The 16,399-nt window shown below is 61.9% G+C and carries 13 protein-coding genes and 1 other RNA gene; 11 read left to right on the top strand and 3 right to left on the bottom strand.

Annotation, left to right across the window (positions count from 1 at the left end; genetic code table 11):
• The first annotated feature begins 81 nt into the window (after positions 1 to 81).
• A complete protein-coding gene (locus tag BLR31_RS07065) occupies positions 82 to 2,268 on the top strand; it encodes an FdhF/YdeP family oxidoreductase (protein WP_090594035.1) in 2,187 nt (728 codons plus the stop codon).
• Here the strand turns inward: BLR31_RS07065 and BLR31_RS07060 are convergent.
• Positions 2,265 to 3,323: a TolB family protein gene (locus BLR31_RS07060; RefSeq protein WP_244504972.1), complete on the bottom strand. Its 1,059-nt coding sequence runs from the start codon at positions 3,321 to 3,323 to the stop codon at positions 2,265 to 2,267. The two genes, BLR31_RS07065 and BLR31_RS07060, sit on opposite strands and share 4 nt — an antisense overlap.
• Positions 3,324 to 3,419: 96 nt before the next feature.
• Between BLR31_RS07060 and ettA the strand changes: the two genes are divergently transcribed.
• The 3 genes from ettA (at position 3,420) to rarD (ending at position 7,087) form a co-directional block, all read left to right on the top strand.
• Complete coding sequence (gene ettA / locus BLR31_RS07055; RefSeq protein WP_090594032.1) at positions 3,420 to 5,075, top strand: energy-dependent translational throttle protein EttA; 1,656 nt, start codon at positions 3,420 to 3,422, stop codon at positions 5,073 to 5,075.
• A gap of 149 nt (positions 5,076 to 5,224) precedes the next feature.
• Positions 5,225 to 6,055, top strand: a complete 831-nt coding sequence (locus BLR31_RS07050) for an alpha/beta fold hydrolase (RefSeq protein ID WP_090594029.1) — start codon at positions 5,225 to 5,227, stop codon at positions 6,053 to 6,055.
• Between the two features lie 84 nt (positions 6,056 to 6,139).
• The gene (rarD, locus tag BLR31_RS07045; RefSeq protein WP_176762557.1) at positions 6,140 to 7,087 is read left to right on the top strand and encodes an EamA family transporter RarD; all 948 of its coding nucleotides are present in this window, start codon (positions 6,140 to 6,142) and stop codon (positions 7,085 to 7,087) included.
• A 107-nt stretch (positions 7,088 to 7,194) separates the two neighbouring features.
• Here the strand turns inward: rarD and BLR31_RS07040 are convergent, their stop codons facing one another.
• Positions 7,195 to 8,112, bottom strand: coding sequence for a hydrogen peroxide-inducible genes activator (locus BLR31_RS07040; RefSeq protein ID WP_090594024.1), 918 nt, complete (start codon positions 8,110 to 8,112; stop codon positions 7,195 to 7,197).
• Positions 8,113 to 8,262: 150 nt separating this feature from the next.
• Between BLR31_RS07040 and BLR31_RS07035 the strand changes: the two genes are divergently transcribed.
• The 4 genes from BLR31_RS07035 (at position 8,263) to metF (ending at position 13,059) form a co-directional block, all read left to right on the top strand.
• Complete coding sequence (locus tag BLR31_RS07035; protein WP_090594022.1) at positions 8,263 to 9,744, top strand: catalase; 1,482 nt, start codon at positions 8,263 to 8,265, stop codon at positions 9,742 to 9,744.
• A 162-nt stretch (positions 9,745 to 9,906) separates the two neighbouring features.
• Complete coding sequence (locus tag BLR31_RS07030; protein WP_090594019.1) at positions 9,907 to 11,025, top strand: DUF2336 domain-containing protein; 1,119 nt, start codon at positions 9,907 to 9,909, stop codon at positions 11,023 to 11,025.
• A 169-nt stretch (positions 11,026 to 11,194) separates the two neighbouring features.
• Positions 11,195 to 12,145, top strand: a complete 951-nt coding sequence (locus BLR31_RS07025; RefSeq protein ID WP_090594016.1) for an ArsR/SmtB family transcription factor — start codon at positions 11,195 to 11,197, stop codon at positions 12,143 to 12,145.
• 14 nt (positions 12,146 to 12,159) lie between these two features.
• Positions 12,160 to 13,059 carry a methylenetetrahydrofolate reductase [NAD(P)H] gene (gene metF, locus BLR31_RS07020; RefSeq protein ID WP_425287219.1) on the top strand — a complete coding sequence of 300 codons (900 nt, stop codon included), beginning with the start codon at positions 12,160 to 12,162 and terminating at the stop codon, positions 13,057 to 13,059.
• Between the two features lie 62 nt (positions 13,060 to 13,121).
• On the opposite strand, the gene BLR31_RS07015 is transcribed toward metF, so the two are convergent.
• Entirely contained in the window at positions 13,122 to 13,892 is a 771-nt protein-coding gene (locus BLR31_RS07015) for an L-iditol 2-dehydrogenase (protein WP_090594011.1), read from the bottom strand.
• A gap of 194 nt (positions 13,893 to 14,086) precedes the next feature.
• Here BLR31_RS07015 and BLR31_RS07010 point away from each other — a divergent pair, with 194 nt between their 5' ends.
• From BLR31_RS07010 to rnpB, 3 genes are all read left to right on the top strand, one after another.
• Positions 14,087 to 14,932 (top strand): hypothetical protein, encoded by an 846-nt coding sequence (locus BLR31_RS07010; protein ID WP_090594009.1) that lies wholly within the window; start codon positions 14,087 to 14,089, stop codon positions 14,930 to 14,932.
• Positions 14,933 to 15,053: 121 nt separating this feature from the next.
• Positions 15,054 to 15,788 (top strand): J domain-containing protein, encoded by a 735-nt coding sequence (locus BLR31_RS07005; RefSeq protein WP_090594007.1) that lies wholly within the window; start codon positions 15,054 to 15,056, stop codon positions 15,786 to 15,788.
• A 35-nt stretch (positions 15,789 to 15,823) separates the two neighbouring features.
• An RNA gene (gene rnpB, locus BLR31_RS07000) (RNase P RNA component class A) lies at positions 15,824 to 16,201 on the top strand.
• Positions 16,202 to 16,399 lie beyond the last annotated feature (198 nt).

Raw genomic sequence — 16,399 nt, 5'->3', positions numbered from 1 at the left:
ACGGTGTCGCTACACCCTGGCGTATGTGGTCGGTTGCGCTGCGATAAATCGCGTGGCCATATGGGGCGAGGAGAACGCGTTATGTCCCAATCGCATCAAACCGTCGGCGGTGGCCCCAAGAAGGTGCTCTACACGCTTCAGACCGTTGCCCGCATGGGCGTGGGCAAGGCGGCCAAGGCACTCACCGCCAAGAATACGTGCAAGGCCTGCGCCTATGGCATGGGCGGGCAGATGGGCGGGATGACCAATGAGTTGGGCGAGTTTCCATCGGTCTGCAACAAATCGGTGCAGGCGCAATCGACCGACATTCAGCCCGCGATCCCGCATGCGATTTTCGAGCATCCGATTGCCGAATTGAAGGAACTGACGGGCAAGGAGATGGAGCATCTGGGGCGGCTCGGCGATCCGATCTACAAGCCGGCCGGCGCGGATCGCTGTCGCGTTGTGGATTGGGACTGGGCGCTCGATCATGCAGCGGAGCGTATGTTGGCGACGACGCCGGACCGGAGTTTCTTTTATTCCTCGGGGCGGTCGTCGAACGAGGCGGGGTTCATCTTCCAGCTTCTGGCGCGGGTTTTCGGGACCAACAACGTCAACAATTGCTCTTATTATTGCCATCAGGCGACGAGCGAGGGGCTGGCGACGACCATCGGCAAGGGGACGGCGACGGTCGAATTGGCGGACCTCAAGGGTGCCGATCTGATCTTCGTGATCGGGGCCAATCCATCGTCCAATCACCCGCGTTTCATTCACATGCTCAAGCATTGCCGCGATCAGGGTGGCGATGTGATCGTTATCAATCCGGCCAAGGAGCCGGGGCTGGTGAAATTTGCCGTGCCGAAATCGCCCACCTCCATGCTCAAGGGCGGGGATGAGATCGCATCGGATTATCTGCAGCCGCGCATCGGAGCCGATATTGCGCTGATGAAGGGGATCGCCAAGGCGGTTCTGGAGATGGGTGCCGAGGACGCCGCGTTTATCGGTGCGCATGCGAGCGGGTTTGACGATTATCGGGCCGATGTCGAGGTGCTGTCCTGGGAGGCCATTGAGGCGGCGACGGGGTGTTCGCGCGGTGAAATCGAGCGTGTGGCGCGGCGGTATGCGGACGCAAGGAATGTAGTTTTTGCCTGGGGCATGGGCATGACGCACCATGTCCATGGGGTGGAGAACGTCGAATCCATCGCCAATCTGGCGCTACTGCGCGGCATGATCGGGCGGCCCAATGCGGGGCTTTTGCCGTTGCGCGGGCATTCCAACGTACAGGGGATCGGGACGATCGGGGTCAAGCCGATGCTGGCCGAGGACGTCATGGCGGAAATGGAGCGCCATTTCGGGATCAGCCTGAGCCGGGACAAGGGCATGGACACTATGGCGTGCCTGCACGCGGCGCATCGGGGCGAGATCGATGCCGCGGTGATCATGGGCGGCAACCTTTATGGCGCTTCGCCGGATACGGCATGGGCGCGGGTGGCGCTCGACAGGATCGGGTTCAAGCTGTTTTTGACTACGACGCTCAATCTGGGGCACGTGCATGGGCATGATGACAGCGATAGCCTCATCCTGCCGGTGACCGCGCGGGACGAGGAGTGGGAGCCGACGACGCAGGAATCCATGTTCAATTTCGTGCGCCTGTCGGATGGCGGCATCGAGCGGCTTGGCAATGTGCGGCCCGAGAGCGTCATCCTCTCCGATCTTGCGACGCGGCTGATGCCCGGCGGGCCGATCGATTTTCAGGCGTTCAAGAAACATGCCGAGGTGCGGAAGGCTATCGCGGAGATCGTGCCGGGATTGGAGAAGCTGGCCGATATCGATGTGGCCAAGCGCGAGTTCCATATTTCCAACCGGGTGATGCACGAGCCGACATTCAGCACCGACAATGGGCGCGGGCATTTCCGGGTGTTTCCGCTGCCCGAGATGGCGCGGGCGCCGGAGGGCAGGAAGGCCCTGACGCTGGCGACGATCCGCTCGGAGGGGCAGTTCAACACTATCGTTTATGAAGAGACCGATGGGTATCGCAACAAGGCGCCGCGCTGGTCGGTGCTGCTCAACGGCAAGGACATGGACGAGATGGGCATCGCCGAGGGTGCGTCCATCGACATCGCATCGGCGCAAGGGGTGATGCGGGGGCTGAAAGCCATGGCGTTCGACGTCCCGCGCGGGTCGGCGCTGGCCTATTATCCCGAGGCCAATGTGCTGGTGGGGACGGAGATCGATCCGCGGTCGAAGACGCCGGCGTTCAAGTCCGTGCCGGTTTGGATTGAGACCTAATCCATGGGGTAGGCCACATAGGCGAAGTGTTGGCTGTCGGGGGACCATGAGTTGACGTTGATGGTGCCCTGGCCGCCGAAAAAGGCGGTGATGTCGGATTGGTCGCTACCGTCGGGGCGCATGCGGCGGAGAATGACGGATTTGTCCGCGGGGTGACCGAGGGTGTTTTCGGGGTAGCTGATAAAGACGATCCATTCGCCATCGGGCGAGGGATGGGGGAACCAGTTGACGCGGGCGTCAGTGGTTAGCTGTTCGATATTGGTGCCGTCCGGGTGCATGCGGAAAATCTGGGCGTGGCCTGGGGTTTTTGCGGCGCGTTCAGAGTTGAAATAGATCCACTGTCCGTCGGGGGAGAATTCGGGGCCGTCATTGGGCTTGTCGATGTCGGACAGGCGCGTGTCGGGGCCACCGGCCGATGGAATTGTGAAAATGTTGATGCGGCGGGGCTCGTCGCCTTCGATGGCGACGAAGGACAGGGTCTGGCCGTCAGGGGAGATGCCGTGGAGGTAGTAGCGGAAGAAGCCCTCGTGATCGTTGGAAACTTTTCGCGGCTCGCCGCCTGAGATCGGGACCGCATAGAGGTGGCCGTCGCCATTGCTCATGTAGATCGTCTGGCCGTCAGGCGAGAGGACGTGATCGTTGTTGAGGCGGCGGATGGAGCCGGTGTCGATCTGTTCGGGCTTTGCGCTGCCGTCGGCGGGGATGCGCCAGAGTTCGCCGCCGGCGTTAAAGATCAGCCATTGGCCGTCGGGCGTCCAGTTCGGGGCTTCGATGACCTGGTCCGCGATCAGGACTGTGGTCTCATTGGAGCCGTCATGGGCGATTGTGCGCAGTTCAGCGCGCTGGCCGGGGCGCAGGGGGCGGTCGCCGGGCGCGAAAAATTCGGAGAGCGAGAGCGGCGTGTGCGGTCGAGCAGAAATGGCGGCACCTTTGGTGGAGTGATTTGGTAGGGGCAGTTTGGCATTGATGTGCGAAGACTGGAAGACGCGGCGGCCGTAGGCGCTCGGGGGCTTGGGCTTATGGCGCATCTTGGGGTGGGGATTGTTGGGGGGCATGCCGTCGCTCTTGCCGCCCCATTGCACCTCGGCGCTGCTTGGCCTACATACGGCGCCAACGTTTTTTCCGTAAGAATTCCAAGAGGCACCCGCTTTATGGCGCGTCAATTCATCTATCATATGCACGGCATGTCGAAGGCCTATTCCGGCGGCAAGAAGGTGCTCGACAACGTCAATATCTCGTTTTACCCCGACGCCAAGATCGGCATTTTGGGCCCGAACGGTGCGGGTAAATCGACGCTTCTGAAGATCATGGCGGGGATCGATACCGAGTTTACGGGCGAGGCTTGGGCCGCCGATGGGGCGACTGTCGGGTATCTGCCGCAGGAGCCCAAGCTTGACGAACAGCTCGACGTCAAGGGCAACGTCATGATTGGGGTCAAGGAAAAGCAGGCCGTCCTCGATCGCTACAATGAGCTGATGATGGACTATTCCGACGAGACGGCGGACGAGGCCTCCAAGCTTCAGGACAGGATCGACGCTGAAGACCTTTGGGACCTCGATTCCAAGGTCGAGATGGCGATGGACGCGCTGCGGTGCCCACCGGGCGATTCCGGCGTGACCGCGCTTTCGGGGGGTGAAAAGCGCCGTGTGGCACTGTGCCAGTTGCTGCTGGCGCAGCCCGACCTGCTGCTGCTTGACGAGCCGACCAACCATCTGGACGCCGAAACCACAGCCTGGCTGGAAAAGCATTTGCGCGAATATCCGGGCGCTGTCCTCATCATCACCCACGATCGCTACTTCCTCGACAATGTGACGGGGTGGATTTTGGAGCTCGATCGTGGCCGGTCGATCCCTTACGAGGGGAACTATACGGCCTATCTGACTGCCAAGGCCAAGCGCATGGCGCAGGAAAAGAGCGAAGATCAGGCACGGTCCAAGGTGCTCGAGCGCGAAAAGGAATGGCTGGGCCAGTCGCCGCAGGCGCGCCAGACCAAGTCCAAGGCACGTATCCGGGCCTATGACGAACTCTACAAGGTCAACGAGTCGCGGACGCAGTCCAATACGGCGCAGATCATCATTCCGCCCGGCGAACGGCTGGGCCAGAACGTCATCGATATCGAGGGCGTATCCAAGGGCTATGGCGACCGACTGTTGATCGAGGATCTGTCGTTCAAGCTGCCTCCCGGCGGCATTGTGGGCGTCATCGGGCCGAACGGCGCGGGTAAATCGACGCTGTTCAAGATGCTGACGGGGCAGGAACAGCCCGACAGTGGTTCGGTCACAGTGGGCGAGAGCGTGCATCTCGGCTATGTCGACCAGAGCCGCGACAGCCTCGATCCCAAAAAGTCTGTCTGGGAGGAAATCTCGGGCGGCAACGACATCATCAAGCTGGGCAAGCGCGAAGTGAATTCACGCGCTTACACATCGTCGTTCAATTTCAAGGGTGGCGATCAGCAGCAGCCGGTGGGCACGCTTTCCGGCGGGCAACGCAACCGGGTGCATCTGGCCAAGATGCTGAAATCGGGCGCGAACGTTCTGCTGCTCGACGAACCGACCAACGATCTGGACACCGAAACGCTTGCGGCACTGGAAGAGGCGCTGGAAGAATTCGCCGGTTGCGCCGTTATCATCTCGCACGATCGCATGTTCCTCGATCGCCTCGCGACGCACATGCTGGCGTTTGAAGGCGACAGCCATGTTGAATGGTTCGAGGGCAACTTCCAGGACTATGAGGCCGACAAGGTGCGGCGTCTGGGGCCGGATGCAGTCAATCCCAAGCGGGTGAGCTATAAGCCGCTGACGCGGTAGGGCTGGGGCTGTTAGTGGGCTCGGGCTCTCGATCCCGGGAATAAATCCCGGGATGACTGGGGTAGGTTACGCGACTGTTAGACAAATCAATTGTGAATGTGGGTCGGGGGTGTATCCCCGGCCCATATTTTTTGCGCTAGGATCGTTTCATGACCGAGCCTTTTTCTCTCGAAATCGACAACGCGACCTTTACCGGGCTTGAGGCCGGGGAGGGGATTCCGGTGGTGTTTTTGCATGCGGGGGTGTGCGACAGCCGGATGTGGGAGAGCCAGATCGAAGCGGTGGCCAGCGCGGGGTTTTGGGGCGTCGCCTATGACCGGCGGGGGTTTGGGGAGACTCATTCGCCCGATGAGGGGTTTTCGCATCTCGAGGATTTAGAAGCCGTGCTCGATGGGCTGGGCATCCATGCGGCCATCGTCGTAGGGGCGTCGATGGGCGGCGCGCTGGCGATCGATTTTACCTTGGCGAACCCTGAGCGGGTGGCCGGGCTGGTGCTGATGGGGACGTCGATTTCGGGGGCGAAGGCGCCGTATCTGCCGCCCGAGATCATGACGATCGTGCATGCCATGGAGGCGGTTGAGGACGCCGGGGACGCTGATGCCATCAATGCCGTGGACGCGCATGCGTGGCTCGATGGGCCATTGTCCGACAGCGGGCGGGTGGGCGATCCGGTGCGAGCGCTGTTTAAGGCTATGAACGGCAATATCCTGCGCAAGCCCAAGCTGACGCGCGAGGAGCCGGCGGAGGCGGCCCATGACGAGGTGGGAACCATCGATACGCCGGCGCTTCTGGTGGCTGGTGATCTCGATTTTCCCCATATCGTCAATCGGCACGACGATCTCTCCGAGGAAATGGAGAACGCCTTTGCCGTGGTGATCGAAGGCACGGCCCATCTGCCCAATATGGAGCGGCCGGACCTGTTCAATCCACTGCTCGTCGAATTTCTGGCGACGTTGACCGGCGAAGGCAACGCTGAGTGATGGATGCCATCACAAACTGTGGCTGGCGCTGACGCCTGTCGGCCCTTACAGTTTGAATTCAGACTTCTCGCTCAAGGTATTCCCATGACATCGATCGAAGGCGCTCCCGCAGCCAAAGGCGTGCGGTCACCACGGCCTGCGGACGGGGACAATGTGCGGCTCGGGGTCATTGCGGCACTGACGACCTATACGCTTTGGGGCGTGCTCCCGATCTTTTTCAAGCTGCTGGAAAATGTCGATCCGGTGGGGGTGGTGGCCAATCGCATCCTCTGCTCGCTGGTGTTCGTGGCGCTGATCCTTGCGATGCGGCGGCAGTTTGGCGAGGTGCGGGTGGCGCTGCGGGATCGGCGGACGGTTCTGGCCATGTGCGCGTCAGCGGTGCTGATTGCGGTCAATTGGCTGATTTTCGTCTGGGCGGTGGGCAATGAGCTCGTTCTGGAAGTGAGCTTTGGCTATTTCATCAATCCGCTGGTGAGCGTGGCGATCGGCATGTTGCTGTTGGGCGAGAAGCTGTCGCGGACGCAGGCAATTGCCATCGGCGTGGCGCTGATCGCCATCGTGATCCAGGCGGTGGGCGTGGGGAGCATGCCCTGGGTATCGCTGGCGCTGGCATTCAGCTTTGCGTTCTATGGCTATGTGCGTAAGACGGTGAATGTGGGGTCGGCAGCGGGGCTCGGAATCGAGACCGCGGTGCTGGTGCCGCTGAGTGCTGCCTATATCCTCTATCTGCTGCTGGGGCCGCAGCCGGACTTTTACGCTGATCCGATGACGACGCTGTTTCTGGTGATGACGGGGCCGTTTACGGCGGTGCCGCTGGTGATGTTTGCGTTTGCGGCGCGGCAGTTGCGGCTGTCGACGATCGGGATGTTTCAGTACATCGCGCCGTCGCTGCAGTTTTTGACGGCGGTGGTGCTGTTTGGGGAAGAACTGACGCCGGCGCGGCTGCTGAGCTTTTTCCTGATTTGGGTGTCGCTGGGGATATTTTCGTATGGGCTGTTCAGGGCGCGGGGGCAGGGGCCGAAGCCGGCTTAGGGTACTTGATATTCAGGTGATGGCGGCCTGCGAACGGCGAACCTACGCTCGGTTCCGGTTCTCGAACACCACCGTTCTCGACTCGCCCTGACCTGAATTCAAGCACCCTACTGTGTGTGCAAATCGCTCTGCAGATTGGCGTTGCCGACTGCTTTGACGATGGCGCCGATCTGGCGGAAGAGGGCGTCGTAGGGGGAGCCGGAGCGCCAGACGAGGCGGAGGAGGCGGGCGGCGCCGGGCGCGCTCAGGGCGTGGAGGGCGATGCGCTGGTTGTGGGCTTCACGGCGCAAGCTGATGGCGGGCAAGAGGGTGACGCCGTAGCCGTTGGCGACGAGCTCCAGAATGGTGGTGAGCGAGGTGGCGGCGAAAGTCCGGCCTTGCAGATCGGGTTTTAGGGCGCAGGCATCGACCATCTGGTCGCGCAGGCAATGGCCTTCTTCGAGCAGCAGGAATTGTTCACGCGGCAGGTCGGGGAGGCTGACCGGCTCGGTGATCGTCGTGCCCTTCTGGGTGGCGAGGACGAAGGGGTCGGCAAAGAGCGGGGTCGAGGTAAGGTTGGGCTGATCGATATCGGTGGCGATGAGGGCGAGGTCGATATTGCCATCGGTCAGCGCTGCGGTGAGGCGCTCGGTCTTGCCTTCGCTGACGGAGAAATGGGTGGCAGGGAGCGCGTCCTTGAGGGCGGGCAGGATGTCGGGGAGCAGGTAGGGCGCGACGGTTGGGATGAAGCCGAAGCGCAGTGGGCGCGAGGGGTGGCCGGCGGACATGTCTGCGAAGGTTTCAAGATCGCTGGCGGCGTTGAGGACGCGGCCGGCGTGGGTCAGGAAATCGCGCCCGAACGGAGTGAGGCGGACCGATTTGCCGAGGCGGTCGAAGATGGGGGCCTTGCAGCGGTCTTCGAGCGCTTTGACCTGCTGGGAAAGGGCGGGCTGGGTGACGTGGCAGCGTTCGGCGGCGCGGCCGAAATGGCCCTCTTCGGCGATGATCTGGGCGTAGTGGAGCTGGCGGAGGGTGATGGTGTGCATCGGGCGGCCTCGGGGTGCGGTTGCTGGCGCTGCCGTACACTAATGGTAAGCAAAACTTATCACAATGGTCAGAATTATCAATTTGCATGATCGGCGGGCAGGGTGTAGGGACGGTCATCAGTTTAGAATCGATACAAACTAGGAGGCCTCATGTCCGATAAGCCGACAATGACGACGACCGCGGGAGCACCGGTTCCCGACAACCAGAATTCGATCACCGCAGGTCCGCGCGGTCCTGTGTTGATGCAGGATTACCAGCTGATCGAAAAGCTGGCGCACCAGAACCGCGAGCGGATTCCTGAGCGCGTGGTGCATGCCAAGGGCTGGGGTGCTCATGGTACGCTCAAGATCACTGGCGATATCTCGAAATATACGCGCGCCAAGGCGCTGCAGCCGGGTTCGGAAACGCCGTTGATCCTGCGGTTTTCGACCGTTGCGGGCGAACTGGGCGCGGCCGATGCCGAGCGCGACGTGCGCGGGTTTTCGATCAAGTTCTATACCGAAGAGGGTAATTGGGACCTTGTTGGCAACAACACGCCCGTGTTCTTCGTGCGCGATCCGCTGAAGTTTCCGGACTTCATCCATACCCAGAAGCGTCATCCGCGGACCAATCTGCGCTCGGCGACGGCGATGTGGGATTTCTGGTCGCTTTCGCCCGAAAGCCTGCACCAGGTGACGATCCTGATGAGCGATCGCGGGCTGCCCGTGGCGCCGATGTTCATGAACGGCTACGGCTCGCACACCTATTCGTTCTGGAACGATGCGGGCGAGCGGTTCTGGGTGAAGTTCCACTTCAAGACCCAGCAGGGCCACAAGCACTACACCAACGAAGAAGCCGAAAAGGTCATCGGTTCGACCCGCGAGAGCTATCAGGAAGAGCTGTTCGGGGCGATCGAAGAGGGCCGGTTCCCGCGCTGGACCGTTCAGGTGCAGATCATGCCGGAAGCCGATGCGGAAAAGACCGAATACAACCCGTTCGACCTCACTAAGGTGTGGCCGCATGGCGAGTATCCGCCGATCGACATCGGTGTCCTGGAATTGAACCGCAACGCCGACAACTACTTCGCGGAAATCGAGCAGGTGGCGTTCTCGCCCTCCAACATCGTGCCGGGCATCGGCCATTCGCCTGACAAGATGCTGCAGGCGCGCGTATTCTCTTATGCGGATGCGCACCGGTATCGTCTGGGCACCCATTACGAGTCGCTTCCGGTCAACGCGCCGAAATGCCCGGTGCATCACTATCATCGCGACGGGCAGATGAACGTCTATGGTGGGATCAAGACGGGCAACCCGGACGCCTATTACGAGCCCAACAGCGTCAATGGCCCGGTCGAAGACCGCACGAAGCTCGAGCCGCCGCTCAAGATTTCGGGCGATGCGGACCGGTACAACCACCGTATCGGCAATGACGATTTCGGTCAGCCGCGTGCGCTGTTCAACCTGTTCGACGACGGGCAGAAAAAGCGCCTGTTCGCCAATATCGCAGCGGCTATGGATGGCGTGCCCGACGAGATCATCGAGCGCCAGTGCAAGCTGTTCGATCAGATCCATCCCGATTACGGCCAGGGCGTTCGCAATGCGATCGCGGCCGGCAAGCAGGAGCGTCCGGCAGCGATATCTGCTGCGGAATAAATCCTGACGCATCAAATGGTAAGGGCCCGGCGTTGAATGCCGGGCCCTTTTTGTTTGTGGAAAGTTCCATTTGATTAAAATGCGATCCACTGAATTCAGCGGGCTGAAAATCTCCCTGAGGCAGGGTGCATCTGTCATGCGGCATTGGCCGGGGAGACAGATATGAACGAAGCGCGTGAAAACCTCAGAGCGTTCGCCAATTTCAAGGTTTTGAATGGCGAGTCGGATGCCGTCGAGCGCGATCATCTGATCCGCAATCTGGCGCAATTGTTCTCCTATGTGTCGGATCGTTGCGACGACGAGCAAGTGGCGCAATATGACGAGGTGTTGTGCCAGTTAGCCGACATCGTCGAGACGGAGGCGCGGGCGCATGTCGCCAAGCTTTTGGCCCCGCTGGAGCGGGCGCCGGGTTCGGTGGTTCTGCGGTTGGCCCATGACGTGATCGAAGTCGCGGCGCCCCTGCTGGAATTTTCCAGCGTTCTGTCCGACGACGATCTGATTGAAATTGCCGAGCACGAGACCGAGGCCCATCGCGTGGCGATTGCCAGCCGCAAGGGGCTGACCCCGCGCGTGGGAGAGGCGATTGCTGCGTTTGGGCAGGAGCCTTCAGTCACACGGCTTTTGCGCAATGGGCAGGCCCAGCTCAGTCGCAAGGCGATCGAAAAGATCGCTGAAGTGGCACAGCAGAACGAGGCCCTGTCGCACGCGCTGCGCAGCCGCGGCGATATCGACTGGCAGGAAATTCGGGCGGAAGTGTCTGCCGTTGGCGCGCGGGCGCTCGAGAGCTTGGGGCTTTTGACGCGTAGCGACGGGCAGGTGACGGCCTCGCGGGTGCAAGCCGTCGTTTATAACCGGATCAAGAACGAGGCGGGCTTTTCCGCGCAGGAATGGAAGCTCGCCTGGAACCAGGTGAAAGCGCTGGCTGATCGCCGCCGGTTCGACCTCAAGGCGCTGCACAGGTTTACCCGGTTCGGCTATGGGCATCACACGGCGGCGGGGCTGACCATGCTGCTCGAAGTGCGACCGGAAATCGTCGTCAAATGGCTGGCGATGCAGGATTATGTGGCGTTCACCGTCGCAGCGCGGGCCATCGGACTGGATGCGGAATTATTCGAATCGGTGGTGAGCGTTTTGCCGTGGCGCGATATGCCGAGCCGGCAGGATGTCGAAAACGTCCGCAAGCGCTTCGAGGCCTTGAGCGAAGAGGAAGCTTCAGGCATTTTCGAATTGTGGCGGTCGCACTCATTCCGTCGCAGGACGGCGGAAGAGGCTGTAGCGTAAGGCTCGCGGCTGTGAGCCCTCGGGTCGAGCCCGAGGGTGACGGTTGGGGGTGGGATGGCGCTCAGGGCGGACACCCCGGTCGCTCATACGCTTGACATCGTAGATATAAAGATATCTTTATGTCCCTGAATTGAGGGCGATGTATTCGCCCCATCGGGGAAGAGTTGCCGTGTCCAAATCGCACGACATCGTTGGGATTCTCAAGGCTGCAGGCGAGAGCACGCGGCTGCGGATTCTTGCGTTGCTGGCGCATGGCGAATTGAGCGTCAAGGATTTGACCGAGATCCTGGGGCAGAGCCAGCCGCGCATTTCCCGGCATTTGAAGCTTCTCGTGGACGCCGGGTTGGTGACGCGGCACGCCGAGGGAGCTTGGGCGTATTTTCGGCTCAACCGGCATGGCACGAGTGGGTCGTTATGCGACTGGATCGTGGAGCACTGCGATCGCGAGGGTCGGGAACTGGCCGGCGATCACGCTCGTCTCGATGGGCTGCGGACGCTGCAGCGGGAGCGGGCAGCGGATTATTTTGCGACCATTGCGGAGAGTTGGGATCGGCTGCGGAGCCTTCACATTCCCGAGGCTGCGGTTGAAAGCGCCATCGTCTCTGCGGTGGGGCAGGACCGGGTGGCCCGCTTTCTCGATCTGGGGACCGGCACGGGGCGCATGCTCGAATTGCTCGCCGAGCGCTACGATCATGGCATCGGTGTCGACACCAGTCGCGAGATGCTGGCCGTGGCCCGTGCCAAGCTCGATGCCGGGGCTATCTCCCATGCGCAGGTGCGATTGGGCGACATCTCGGAATTGACCGATTATGCCGGCAGCGCGGACCTCGTGATGCTGCATCAGGTGCTGCATTATTTCGATGATCCGGGCGTGGCGCTGATGCATGTGGCAGCGTGCCTGTCGTCGGCCGGGCGCGTGCTGGTTGTCGATTTTGCACCGCATGATCACGAGTTTCTGAGGGAAGAGCAGGCGCATCGGCGGCTTGGGCTTTCCGATGAGCAGATGGCGCTGTGGGCGGATGCCGCCGGGCTGGTCATCGCGGACACCAAACGTTTTCCACCCACTGCGCCCGACGGGCTGACGGTGTGTCTATGGTCGCTTGGCCGACCCAATCTGTAAGAGGACTATTTATCGTGGGACCAATCAGGGGCGAAAACAGACCCAGCCGCCAGCCGGATGCCGTGCGGCCCGACATCAAGGTCAGTTTCGAATTTTTCCCGCCCAAGACCGACGCGATGGAGGAGCGTTTCTGGGACAGCCTGTCGCGTCTGGCGCCACTCGGCCCGCGCTTTGTTTCCGTGACCTATGGCGCTGGCGGTTCGACGCGTGAGCGCACGTTGCGCATGGTTTCGCGGATTACCAATGAGACGGGCGTGCCGGCAGCGGCGCATTTGACCTGTGTCGGGGCGACGCGGGACGAGGTGGACGCCGTGGTGCGCGGTTATGCCGAAGCGGGGGTCAACCGGATCGTGGCGCTGCGGGGCGATCCGCCGGAGGGTGTGGGGCAGCCTTTTACACCCCATCCCGATGGGTACAGGAACGCTGCCGACCTCGTGGCGGGTATTCGCAAGCTTGGGGATTTCGATATTTCGGTGGCGGCGTATCCGGAAAAGCACCCGCAGAGCCCCGATTGGGATGCAGAGATCGATAATTTAAAGCGCAAGCTCGATGCAGGGGCGGATCGGGCGATTACGCAAATGTTTTTCGAGAACGCCGATTACTGGCGGTTCGTGGAGCGCGCACGCAAGGCCGGCGTGGAAGCGCCGATCGTGCCGGGTGTGCAGCCGATCCACAGCTTCAAGCAGATTGCCGGGTTTGCCGGGCGGTGCGGGGCGTCGATCCCGCAATGGCTGGCGGATCGGTTCGAGGGGCTGGAGGACGATCCCGAGACGCATGCGCTGGTGGCGGCGGCGGTTGCTGCCGAGCAAGTGACGGAGTTGCTGGATTCAGGTGTAACGGAGTTTCATTTCTATACGCTGAACCGGTCCAATCTGGTGCTGGCGTTGGCAAGGTTGTTGGGGATAAGGCCCTAACGGCAGTTGTTGGGCTCGTACTGCGTAGAGCCTTGCGTCGAGCCCGAGGGTGGCGGTCGGGGTCAGCTCATCCAGTTGCCGCCATCGACGTTGTAGGTTTGGGCGACGATGTAGTCGGCGGCGGGGGAGGCGAGGAAGACGGCCATGCCGGTGAGGTCTTCGGCGGTGCCCATGCGGCCGAAGGGAACGGCGGCGGCGACCTGGTGCTTTTTTTCTCCGAGTGCGAGGTTTTCGTGTCGGGCGAAAAGGGAGTCCACGTGGTCCCAGTGCTCGCCATCGACGACGCCGGGGGCGATGGCGTTGACGTTGATGCCGTGCTTGATGAGGTCGAGCCCGGCTGATTGGGTGAGGCTGATGACGGCGGCTTTGGTGGAACAATAGACGCCGACAAGCGCTTCGCCGCGGCGGCCGGCCTGGCTGGCCATGTTGATGATCTTGCCGCCCTTGCCCCGGGCGATCATGGTTTTGGCAACCGCCTGTAGTGTGAACAGGGTGCCGGCGACGTTGACGGCGTAGAGGCGATCAAAGCTCTGGCGCGTAATGTCGACGATCGGCGCGAGATCGAACAGGGCGGCGTTGTTTATGAGGATGTCGATGCCACCATTGGCGTCTACCTCGGTGACGGCGGCTTCGATCGAGGACTGGTCGGCGACATCGATTCTGACGGCGCTGGCGGACGGACCGAGATCGGCGGCAGCGCGGCGGGCGGCGTCGAGGTCGATGTCGGCGATGGTGACGTGGGCGCCTTCGGCAATGTAGGCCCTTGCGAAGGCGAGGCCAATGCCGCGTGCAGCGCCGGTGATGAGCGCGCGTTTACCCTCAAGCTGGTTCATTTTGTGCCTCCCTATGTGAGCATTCGCCCATCGATAGGGCAAATGCTTGCGCAGGGATTCGCATTTTGCAATGAAAATCGCGGGTGGGGCGCGAAATATTCACGCGGCGTTCACCAAACTACTGCCATTTTCAAAGGCGAAGACGGTGTTGTGCGGGGGCGCAATGGCGGCAAGGTCTGACAGGAAGTAGCGCGATGTTCTCAAAACCAATCGCTTCGGGTGCCATGCTTGTGGTGATCCTTGGTGCCGTCGGCGTCGCCGCCGTGCAGCAGGGCACCGATGTCGAGCAGGTGGGGATTACGCAGGTTCAGACCGCGAGCCCTACGCGCACGCCGGTTGCTTCGCCGTCGCCAGCTGAACGCGCAGCGGGTGCGCCCAATCGCGTCGTCGATACAGCTGGCTTCCCGGTCGTGCCGGAGCGGCCCGCTGAAGAGGAATTGACGACGGGTCCCGTCGTGACCGTCAATGGGCGCCCGCTGGGTGCATCGGGGACGAATGCCACGACAGCAGCGGATGATGAAGCCCAAACGCCAGCTCCAACGCCGCGCACCCAGGATCAGGCGCCGCGCGACAGCGCGCCCGATGTTCAGGTTGCTGTGACCGAACCTCCGCGTCCATTGCCGCGCCCTGAAGGGCTTTCGGCGGCGCCGCGTAGCGACGCCATCGATTACGATGCGATTGCAGCGGCGGCCGGTGGGCAGACTTCTACAGGTGTGCTGCAGCCGCCGGCGCAGCAGCAATCGGTGATTACGCTGCCGCAACAGCAGCAGCCGGTGATTACGACACCGCTGCCGCAGCAATCGGCAACTGTGGTTCCGCAACAGCCAGCGGCGATGACACCGCCCGCGCCCGTGCCGGGTGCCGACGGGCTTTTGCGCGATCCCAATCGGGACGAACTGGTGGGCGTGGTTGGTCCGAGTGGCCAGATCATCTGGGTTTATGAAGAACAATTGCGCGAGACCGAGCGTAGCCGCGTCACGTTCCAGAACAATCAGCCGCAGCCCCAGCAGACCAATCCGTTTGGTTTTGTCTATGATTAGGTCGCAAAGCGCTGATAAGGTAGCCCGATAGAAGTCGGAATCGCTGCCAAGGCGCCGGTCCCGACATGATGGTGCGGTTCGCCCCGGGGCGGTCCCTGATGCGGCGGGCGCATAATCGAAGATGTCTCTCTGGCAGAAAATCGCAGCGTTTCTCGGTTCGTTTTCCGAGGGCACCGGCCTTGCGGGCGGGCTTGCGAGTATATTCGACGTCGATAACTGGCTTCCCGGCGGTCGTGACGCCGCCTTCACGATGTCGATCGTGGCGCTTTCGGCCAAGATGGCCGTTGCCGATGGCGTGGTGAGCCGGCGCGAGGTCAAGACCTTTCACAAACTCGTCGATATTCCCGAAGGTGCGGACAAGCATCTGGATAATTTTTTCGCGCTTGCGCAGCAGGATACGGCGGGTTTCGACACTTATGCGCGAAAAGTGCGCAGGCTGTTCGCCGATAGTCCGGCGACGCTGGAGCACGTGCTCGACGCGCTGTTCGAAATCGCGACGGCCGACGGGATCGTGCATGGGGACGAGATGGCCTACCTTGAGGCCGTCAGCGAAATCTTCGGGTTCGATGCCGTACGGTTCGAGCAGATTGCCAGCCAGCACGTGCTTTTGCCGACGGGTAATCGCGATCCCTATGCGGTGTTGGGGCTGGCGCCGGACGTCACCGACGAGGAATTGCGGCGGTCGTATCGGCGGCTGGTGGCCGAGCATCATCCAGACCGGATGGTCGCCAAGGGCGTGCCGGAGGAATTGATGGGGCTGGCTTCGGCCAAGATGGCGTCGATCAACACTGCTTATCGCGAGATATCGCAGGCGCGGGGACGCATTCCGGCCCTCGCCTCAAGCGAAGCGACTTGACCGGAAGGGACCGGCGACCCCATATCAGCGCGTCACCAGTTGACCGGGCGGCCGCTGCGCTTTTTTAAAGCGTGGAGGAAAGTCCGGGCTCCATGAGAACACGGTGCCGGGTAACGCCCGGCGGGGGCGACCCCAGGGAAAGTGCCACAGAAAGCAAACCGCCCCGGTTCGCCGGGGTAAGGGTGAAAGGGTGCGGTAAGAGCGCACCGGGCTGCCGGTAACGGACGCCGCACGGTAAACCCCACCGGGAGCAAAACCGAATAGGGACGATGGGAGTTTCGGCTCCAGCCGAGTTCTCTCGGCCGGTCGTCCGGGTTGGTTGCAGGAGGGTCCTGGTAACAGGGCTCCCAGATGAATGGTCGCCAAGAGGGTTTTCCCTCGAACAGAACCCGGCTTACAGGTCAACTGGTGATTTGACCTTTCGCGCACGCAGGGTTTGCCGCAAGGCCGCCTCACCCGTCGCTTTGCGCCGACGTCACCGCCAAAGAGAGAGGTGAATGAGCCACCAATCGGTTTGGGAAACAAAATCTTAAAGACTGGCGTGCAATGTGACGGGTGAGTCGGGCTATCTGCTTGGGCTCTGTGTCTTTTCCGGCGTCTGCCGGGTCCCT

The organism is Pelagibacterium luteolum (genome assembly GCF_900100665.1).
GTDB lineage: Bacteria > Pseudomonadota > Alphaproteobacteria > Rhizobiales > Devosiaceae > Pelagibacterium > Pelagibacterium luteolum.
Note: the sequence above shows the minus strand (reverse complement) of the source record. Positions and strands in the feature narration are given on the sequence as shown.